The organism is Microcoleus sp. S13C4 (genome assembly GCF_036700865.1).
Taxonomy (GTDB): Bacteria; Cyanobacteriota; Cyanobacteriia; order Cyanobacteriales; family Microcoleaceae; genus Microcoleus.
The window spans coordinates 1-9,270 of sequence record NZ_JAUBPS010000120.1 but is presented as its reverse complement, the minus strand read 5'-3'; the positions used below and the strand labels follow the sequence as shown (position 1 = coordinate 9,270).

The 9,270-nt window shown below is 43.0% G+C and carries 5 protein-coding genes and 1 pseudogene; 3 read left to right on the top strand and 3 right to left on the bottom strand.

Annotated elements, in window-relative coordinates; genetic code table 11:
- Positions 1-96: 96 nt before the first annotated feature.
- Positions 97-1,860 carry a DUF4209 domain-containing protein gene (locus QT996_RS27435; RefSeq protein ID WP_333050556.1) on the top strand — a complete coding sequence of 588 codons (1,764 nt, stop codon included), beginning with the start codon at positions 97-99 and terminating at the stop codon, positions 1,858-1,860.
- Positions 1,861-1,946: 86 nt separating this feature from the next.
- Here QT996_RS27435 and QT996_RS27430 read toward each other — a convergent pair whose 3' ends face one another.
- The 3 genes from QT996_RS27430 to nirB form a co-directional block, all read right to left on the bottom strand.
- The gene (locus QT996_RS27430) at positions 1,947-4,073 is read right to left on the bottom strand and encodes a HEAT repeat domain-containing protein (protein ID WP_333050554.1); all 2,127 of its coding nucleotides are present in this window, start codon (positions 4,071-4,073) and stop codon (positions 1,947-1,949) included.
- A 185-nt stretch (positions 4,074-4,258) separates the two neighbouring features.
- Positions 4,259-4,618: a nitrite reductase small subunit NirD gene (nirD, locus tag QT996_RS27425; RefSeq protein ID WP_333050552.1), complete on the bottom strand. Its 360-nt coding sequence runs from the start codon at positions 4,616-4,618 to the stop codon at positions 4,259-4,261.
- A gap of 149 nt (positions 4,619-4,767) precedes the next feature.
- A complete protein-coding gene (nirB, locus tag QT996_RS27420) occupies positions 4,768-7,332 on the bottom strand; it encodes a nitrite reductase large subunit NirB (protein ID WP_333050549.1) in 2,565 nt (854 codons plus the stop codon).
- 312 nt (positions 7,333-7,644) lie between these two features.
- Between nirB and QT996_RS27415 the strand changes: the two are divergent.
- Together QT996_RS27415 and QT996_RS27410 are read left to right on the top strand one after the other, a co-directional pair.
- Positions 7,645-8,663, top strand: a pseudogene (locus QT996_RS27415) (IS4 family transposase).
- Between the two features lie 85 nt (positions 8,664-8,748).
- Positions 8,749-9,189 carry a winged helix-turn-helix domain-containing protein gene (locus QT996_RS27410; RefSeq protein ID WP_333050547.1) on the top strand — a complete coding sequence of 147 codons (441 nt, stop codon included), beginning with the start codon at positions 8,749-8,751 and terminating at the stop codon, positions 9,187-9,189.
- The last annotated feature ends 81 nt before the right edge of the window (positions 9,190-9,270 follow it).

Here is a 9,270-nt window from a genome sequence, read left to right as displayed (position 1 = left end):
CTCATTCTCTCCTTAACGGTGGCTCTAGTTTTTCTTGGACCACCGTTCTCATCTTTAGTTAGTCTAAACTACAGTTATTAGAGAAAAGTAAAAATTATGGATTCATTGTTTACAAATACTCCCTTGTCAAAGGATGATTTTGTTAATTGTAACTGGGAAGAAGTTGTTGAAAGTTCTGGTCAAAAAACTTGCCACCGCTATTCGCCTGTTTTTTGGAATAAATCTCAAGAAGCTAAACAAGCCGGGAATACTAAAATTCAAATCGCTCTAGCTATACTGTCAGGAATTACCGCTCCCGCATTGAAATCAGAATCTCCTGAACAACCATTTCATTACATGGAAGTTATTAATAATCTTAGTGAGGAATATTTAACAGTATTAGAAGAGTGGGTATTAGACTTATATGATTATGAACTTAAAGCAAGAGTTGCAGATATTCTCTGGATTCGCAACAAGCGTAAGTATAAGATGGCACAAACTGCAATTGATTCTTATTTAGAGTCGGCCAAATTATTAGAATATCCTGAGCAGTGGTCATTGTCAGTAAAGAGAATTGAGCGAGCAATTCGGTTAGCTTACCATTCTAACCAGAAAGCTCATAAACAGAAAGTTGTTGCTCATGTTGAAAGTGTATTAAGCAAATATGATGGCGAAGACCCTCTGTTTTTATCTGCCAAGTTGATGGAGCTTCTACTAGAGTTTAAAGAAGGAAATCCATCCAAATATGCTCCTATTGCAGAGAAAGCAGCACATCGTTCTGAAGCAGAAAGTAACTGGGACAAAGCAAGAAATTATTGGGAACTAGCGATTGTTTGGCAGAGAAAAAATAAAAATCCTGAGCAAGAACGCTTGGTCTCTCTATATTATGCAGAAACTTATGTGAAAGAAGCAGAAGATAAAATTAAACAAACCCCTCCAAGTTATCTAGCTGCATCTCATTTTTTAATCAAAGCTATTGAAGCTTTGACTAATATGGGTGGTAATCAAAGACGCATAGAAGAAATACACCAAACTTTGCTAGATTATCAGCAAAGATCTACTCTGGAAATGCAATTTTTTTATTCTGAAAAAATAGATAGTAGTAGTATTGCTGGACAATTCATAGATAAAATCAAAGGCAAAAAGTTGGATGAAGCTCTTTTAACTTTGGCATTTTTGTTTAACTCTACACCGGTTTCTGAGATAAAAAAACGAACTCAAGAAGGAATAGACAGCAGTATATTTAGAGATATTTTTCCTAACATTTATGTAAATGAAATGGGAAAGATAGTAGGACATAATCCATCTTTTGAAGATGAAATGTATAGAACTGCTATTGTGTATCAACAAGCTCAAGCTCAAGCTATTATTGAGCCAGCTAGATATCAAATTAATTTAGAGCATTATGTTCAAATTAGCGATTTTTATTCAATAGTTGTTAATAATCCTTTTGTTCCTAGAGGTCGTGAAGAGATATATGCTAGAGGACTTTATGCTGGGTTAACTGGTGATTTTTTAGTTGCAGCACATCTTTTAATACCTCAAATAGAACATTCTCTTCGTTGCCTTGTAAAAAACCGAGGAAAGATTACGTCTTGGCTCGATAAAGGCATACAAGATGAACATATTATGAGTGTACTTTTTGAGCAGCATGAAGCTGAATTAAAGGAGATTTTGGGAGAAGATATTGCTTTCGAGCTAATAGGGTTGTTAAACCGCAAAGGATTTGGATCAAACCTAAGAAATTTAATGGCTCATGGCTTAATTAGCTCAAATGGTTTTTATACAGCACCAATAATTTATCTGTGGTGGCTTACATTACGCTTATGTTTTTTACCGCTAATTCCCCAAATTAACTCTACACAAACAAATGAGCCATAATAAATAAACAGGATACCCGCCGCAGCTACCAAAAAACCGGCCGATATCGCCAATTTTTACTCCTATGTCTAATAGATTGTTTCTATTTACCAGTCTTGGCTGCACAGCCGGCGACCCGCTAAGGCCCGGATTTGCTCGTCGGCGTCGGAAACTGCAAGCGATCGCAACAACGGCACAACTCCCGGATTTTCTGGATAATGTTCGATAATCGCTTCGAGCGCTGTAAACCTGGGATTGTAAGGAAAAGAACCGTTTTGATTATCAACATCGCTCAAAGCTCGATCGCGCAAAAACTCAAACATTTCCGGCTCGTCTTTCCATCCCCGCATTAACTCTACCAGGGCGATCGCCCGCACCTGCGAATCTTCATCCTTTTGAGCTCTAATTTTCAGCCACTCAAAAATCTGCGACTGATTAGTTCGCCCCCGGGCTAACTTTTGCAAAGCGATTTGCCTGACAGCGGAACTCTCATCACCCTCTGCTTTAGCCTCCAGCAGCATCCAAGTTTCAGGATTATCTGGCCAGTTGTAAGCAAGTTCAAGCACCGCCGCTTGCCGCACCAGGGCTTCCCCAGAATCGAGCTCAATTTTCAGCCAAGACAAGGTTTCCGGGTCGTCGGGCCAGCGCCGCACGATCGATCGCATCAGCACGCTCAGCAAGTGAGCATCATGCTCCAACTCGACCCGGCTTTTGAGGAAAGGCAGCGTCTCGCCCCGGTGAGACCAGCGTTTTGCGATCTCTTCCACCGCAGTTTCTCGAACGTTCAGGTGTCTGTCTGACTCGGCGAGATTTTGCAACCAGCCAAAGACTTCGAGACTGCCTGACGCCAGTGCAGCGACAGCTTCCACTACTACTTGGCGCACAGTCCAGTAATCCTCGGAATCAGCTATTTTTTGCAGCAGGGGCAGGGTTTCTGGGTGGTCGGGCCAACCTGCTGCTATCTGTTGTAGCGCTATTTCTCGCAGGTCGGCGTCGCGATCGCCCAATGCTATATTTTTCAAAAAAGTCATAGTTTCGGGGTTCCCGGGCCAGCCAGAGGCAATTGCTTGCACTGCTGCCCGCCGGACGCTCGAACTCGCGTCGGACTCGGCTTTAGTTTTCAGCAGCGGGTAAATGTCTGGCTCGCCGGACCAGCGCGAGGCCAATTCTTCTAACGCTGCTGTCCGCACTTCTTTACTGCTGTCGGATTCGGCTAGGTTTTTCAGCAGCAGGCAAACGTCTGTTGCGGCGGGCCAGCCCGCTGCCAACTCCCGCACCGCTACTGTTCGCAGGATAGAACTTCCTGTCTGGGCAAGGTTTTTGAGCAAAGATGCCGTGCCTAAAACGCTGTGCCAACCTCTGGCTATTTCTTGCCACGCTGCGACTCGCACTCCCAAATTTTCGTCGGATTCGGCGGCGGTTCTCAGCAGCAGCAAGGTATCTGTGCGATGGGGCCAATTAGAAGCCAACTGTTCGAGTGCTGCGGTGCGGACTGCGGGACTTTGATCGAACTGAGCCAGGGCACTCAGCAGCGGCAAGGTATCGCTGCTGTCTGGCCAACCAGAAGCCATTTCTCGCACACAGGTCGATCGCACTGCCCAGCTTCCATCGGATTTGGCGAGGTTTTTGAGCATCAGGTAAATTTCTGGCTGCTCTGGCCAACCACGGGCTACTGCTTCGACTGCCGTGGCTCGGACTTCGCCGCAGTCACTGGAGTGAGCGAGTATTTTCAGCCAGGGCAGGGTTTGCGGGTCGTTTTTCCAAGTTTGGGCGATCGCCGCGATCGATCGATTGCGAATTTGATAAGTTTCCTGCAATTCTTGAGCGCTTTGATAAAGAATCAGGAAACCACTGCCGTATTGCGATAACTTTTTTAAAGCGTTTAACAGTTTTTTTTCGGTTTTTTTATCAACATCATTTTTCACTTTTAACAGGCATTGCGCTGCTAAAAACAAATTAATAAATTTTTCTGGTTGACCGTTTTGATCGGTGAGATATTCTATAATTTTGCTCGCTGTTTCTTTGTCGAGCTTAGCTGCAATTTCTCTGAGGACTTCGTGCAAAGATTCGTCCCGCCAGTGCTGGCCGAAAACTTGTATGTTGAGTTCGCCCCAAGTCAGTTGACCGATTTTGAGTTGGGCATGGATTAACTCTGCTACAGTCTGGGGATTATTTTCGGAAACAAGTTTTTTTAACAACATACCGATACCCTGCCCCCTGAAGTTTGTTTGCATTGACAATCCTCGCATCAGCTCGGATATTAGTTGAGATTTTTTTGAGCGACCCTGGAGTATGGAACCAATCGACTCTATTTTATACCAAAAATACTGACTCGGGAGCGCCCCTATGCAAAATCCGCCATCACCCACAGGAATGTCAGGTGTTGGCGGATGGCGATCGAACAATTAAGCCACTGAATCTAACTAACAGCTACTTGGACGCGATCGGCTACAACCCGAACTGCAAAAGTAGGAATCTTTACCGTTTCATCATCCAGACATTGCCCGGTAGTGAGACTAAAGTTTTGCTTGTAAATGGGAGAAGCAACTTTGATAGTGCCGTTGCGATCGCCCACAAGTCCCCGCGACAACACAAAAGCTTTGCTAAACGGGTCGTAATTGCTAAGCGCATAAACTTCATACCCGTTTCCCACTCGGAAAATCGCCACTTGTTCGCCTTTAACTAAAGCGCAAACTCCAGTATAAGGGGCGATCGCATCAAGAGAACACACATCTACCCAAGTAGTCACAGTATCCGAAACTTGTAATGATTGAACCATCTTCTTTTCCTGTTAATTTACTTTAATTTCATTCCTCGGATCTGCCTGAGAACGCAGGTTTCGAGGCCTCCAAGCATTCATTCCTAGGCAAAGCCTCGAAGATCAAATCTTGCTCCCTCCCCTGATTCAAGGGGAGGGCTGGGGAGGGGTTATTCCGAAACTCCAACCAGAGCCTTCTCCTGTTCGTTAGCAGGCCGCGTTTGTCCCCGTTCCGCAACACGAACAATACTCGGATCGGGCAAATCGGAATTCACAAAATGCTGAAACCGCTGCACCTTGTGTGGGTCTTCTATGGTCGTTTTCCACTCACATTGATAAGTGTTCACTAAATGTTCCATCTGCGCTTCTAATTCACCACAAATGCCCAGAGAATCCTCAATTATTACCTGTTTCAAGTATTCAATCCCGCCCTCAAGTTTGTTCAACCAAGTAGCAGTGCGTTCCAATCTGTCGGCCGTGCGGATGTAGAAAACCAAGAATCGATCGATATACTTAATCAGCGTTTCCTTGTCGATATCCGTCGCCAGCAAAACCGCGTGCTGTGGCTTAATGCCGCCATTGCCGCACACATACAAATTCCAACCATTCTCCGTCGCAATTATCCCAAAATCCTTGCTTTGAGCTTCCGCGCATTCGCGAGTGCAACCAGAAACAGCAGATTTGAGCTTGTGGGGCGATCGCAAACCACGATAACGCAATTCAACCTCGATCGCCAAACTCGTTGAATCCTGCACGCCAAAGCGGCACCAAGTGCTACCAACACAAGATTTTACAGTACGCAGAGCCTTACCGTAAGCGTGTCCCGACTCAAATCCCGCATCAATCAACCGACGCCAAATATGCGGCAATTGATCCACGCGAGCTCCAAACAAATCGATCCGTTGCCCGCCAGTAATCTTAGTATAAAGCCCAAAATCCCTGGCAACTTCACCCAAAACAATCAACTTATCCGGCGTAATTTCTCCCCCCGGTATTCGCGGCACCACCGAATAAGTACCGTCGCGCTGAATGTTTGCCAAAAAGTAATCGTTCGTATCTTGCAAACCGACGTGAGACTTCTCTAAAATGTGGTCATTCCAAGTAGAAGCCAGCATCGAACCAACAGCAGGCTTGCAAATTTCGCAACCCTTACCTTTGCCGTGTCTTTCAATCAACTCCTCAAATGTTTTAATCTCTTGAGAACGCACTAAATGGTACAATTCTTGACGGGAATATTCAAAATGTTCGCAGAGATTATTTTTGACGGCAAACCCAGCTTTCTTCATCTCCGCCTTGAAGATATCCGTCACCAAAGGCACGCACCCGCCACAGCCCGTCCCAGCTTGAGTGCATTTCTTGACGCTGGGAACATCGGTTAAATTGCGATCGCGAATCGCTTCACAAATCTGCCCCTTGGTAACATTATTGCAAGAACAAATTTGAGCAGAATCCGGCAAACTGTCTACTCCAAAACCCGCCGATACTCCCCCTTCTCGCGGTGGCATTAACAAATCTTCGGGATGCGGCGGTAGAGCAATTTCATTTTGCATGAATTGCAGCAAAGTACCATAAGCCGAAGCATCTCCCACGAGAATTCCGCCTAAAATCCGGCTGCCGTCTTGATTTAAAACTAATTTTTTGTAAATGCCTTGGAAGGTGTCAGTGACAACAATTTCTTTAGCATCGGCCGACTTGGGAAAAGGATCTCCAAAACTAGCGACATCCACCCCCAATAATTTGAGTTTAGTGGACATATCCGCACCTGTAAAAGTGCTTGTAGCGGGGGCATCCTGTCGGCTATCGGCTACACGGCTCAAAATATCTGCTGCTACGCTTGCCATTGTATACCCAGGCGCAACTAAGCCGTAGATGCGATTTTGATATAGCGCGCATTCTCCGATCGCATAAATGTCAGGATCGGAGGTTTGGCAGCTATCATTAATCACAATGCCACCGCGTTCTCCTACTTCTATACCGCAACTTCTGGCAATTTCGTCGCGGGGGCGAATGCCAGCAGAAAAGACAATCATATCTGTTGCCAATTCCGAACCGTCAGCAAACAGCATTTTAGTAACTTTGCCATCTTCACTAACAATTTCTGTTGTAGATTTGCTGGTGTGAACCGAAACCCCCAACTCTTCTATTTTGCTACGGAGAATCGCACCGCCAATTTCGTCAACTTGCACGGGCATCAGCCGCGACGCAAACTCAACAACGTGAGTTTTTAGACGCATATTTTGCAGAGCATTAGCACACTCTAGACCTAACAAGCCGCCGCCAATTACTACACCAGTTTGGCAATTTTTAGCGTAATCTGACATCGCTTCCAGGTCATCAATTGTCCGGTAAACAAAGGTTCCTGTAGCGTCTTTGCCTTTAATTGATGGCACAAATGGATAGGAACCGGTGGCCAGAACAATTTTGTCGTAGGGAACTTCTAAACCGTTGGCTGAAGAGACTATTTTGTGTTCCCGGTTAATGGCGACTGCTTTGTCCCCGATGTGAATTAGGATGCCGTTTTCTTGATAAAATCCCGGTGCAACTAAAGATAAATCTCCCGCTGTTTTCCCAGAAAAAAATCCGCTGAGGTTTACGCGATCGTAAGCAACGCGCGGTTCTTCACAAAAAGTAATTAAATTCCAGTGTTTGGCAGCATCCGAGCTGACCATTAACTCTAGGAACTTGTGACCTACCATGCCATTGCCGATTACAATGAGGTTTTTTTTGGCTGTCATTAGAATCTCTTTTATCCCGTTTATCAGTCGTTGGGTTAATTAATATAAGACTTTTTTGTAAAGTTTTGTACTTATATATACAAAAAATGGGTGTTTATGCAATTGTCGAATACTCCCGATTGCATTTTTGCATGATGTCTGCGATCGACTTAAATAGGTGCGTCAGTCGATTTTAGATTTTAGATTTTATACCAATTTTATGTGAAGTTGCATATAATAGAGAGCAGAAGTGTTGAATGATAGGAAAAGATTGCTATAATTGGGCGAGCAATGTATAATTGCAGAGTTATAAATTATTAATAATCAGCTGAAATGCTATTTTCTAACTTCCCCAAAATTGTCAGACGGTATCTCGCCCATTTACCCAAAGATGATTATCCTGTTTTAGATAGCTTCACATTTGTCTCCTGCTGGCTAGGGTTTAGTTTTGACCAAAGTCTGGATACTATGCGTTCGCTATTTTCCCGTTTAAACAGTCGAGATATTTCCCTAGATATATCAACTTTTTCAAAGGCTAGTAAGCATAGAGATATTGGTGTTTTCATAAAAATCTTTGAAAGATTGCAAGTGGATATAAAACGTCAATTAATTAACAAAGATAGGAGGAGTTTATTTCCTTTAGATTCAACGATAGTTACGTTAACAAGTAAATTACTATGGCAACAGGAATACCATCAAGTAAAACTATTTGCGGGAACGGACAATAAACGGGGAATAATTGATGGAGTCCACATTCATTTTGGTCAAGGTCATGACAGTCAGTATGGAGATGAAACCATAGCAGCCACACCTCAAAATGGAGTCGCTGTAATGGACAGAGGTTTTTCTAGTTCGGAACGCGTTCAAGCATTAATGAAAAAAGAAAATCAATATTTTGTACTACGAATTAAGAATAATTCTACTGTCAATATGAAGGAGGATGGAACTTATGAAGTGTGGAGTGACCAACGAAAACTTCAAGTAAGATTAGTGACTTTTTCAGATTGAGAAACACGGACAGAATTTAGAGTTGTCACTAATTTATTTGAATCAGGAAAATTAGCATACACTAATGAAGAAGTTGGAGAAATTTATCGAAGACGATGGCAGATTGAATTGCTGTGGAATTTCTTAAAAATGCATTTAAAATTAGCTCCTCTAATTACTAAAAATACCAATGGAATTAAGATACAAATCTATGCCTGTTTGATTTGTTATTTGTTGCTTCAGTTGGTTGAACTTCCTGATGAAATTGGACATAAACTCTTAGACAAGTTACGATATTTACAGGTCTTTATGTGTGAGAAATCAGCTATATTCACTGGTTTAAGGAACTTGTTTTCAATTGCTAAAATCAGCAGTTTATAGGATTCGTATGTCTATTTTCAGAATCCTATCAATAAGCATTCAACACTTCTGGATATTTAGAAAAAGTCAATGCCTACTAAAAACTTCCTCAGTTGCGAGACAAAAAAAAGTCTACAACAAGCATTAAAAGAGCACGAGCATCCAGATATTCGGCAAAGAGCCTTAAATTTTTTTTTACTAAATAACGGAAATACAAAAGCTAAAACTGCTGAACTAATTGGATGTTCTCTGAGAAAAGTTGCTTATTGGAGCATACATGGTGATCCTGAGAATTTAGACAATTTCAAAGATGAGCGGATGAAGGGTAACTACCCAAAAGCTACAGAAGAATACATTAATTTACTCCTAGAGACCATTGAAGTAGAACCTGAAAAATATGGCTATGAATTCGGGAGATCGACAACAGCTAGACTTGCCATATATCTAGGAGAAAAGACAGGAATTGAGCTGAGTATTACCCAAGTAAGGAGGATTTTAAAAGCAAAAAAGTATGTTTACCTCGCTTGCTAAATATCTGTAGTTTAGACTAACTAAAGATGAGAACGGTGGCTTTCAGAAGAACTAGAGCCACCGCGCCGGGAGAGAATGAGG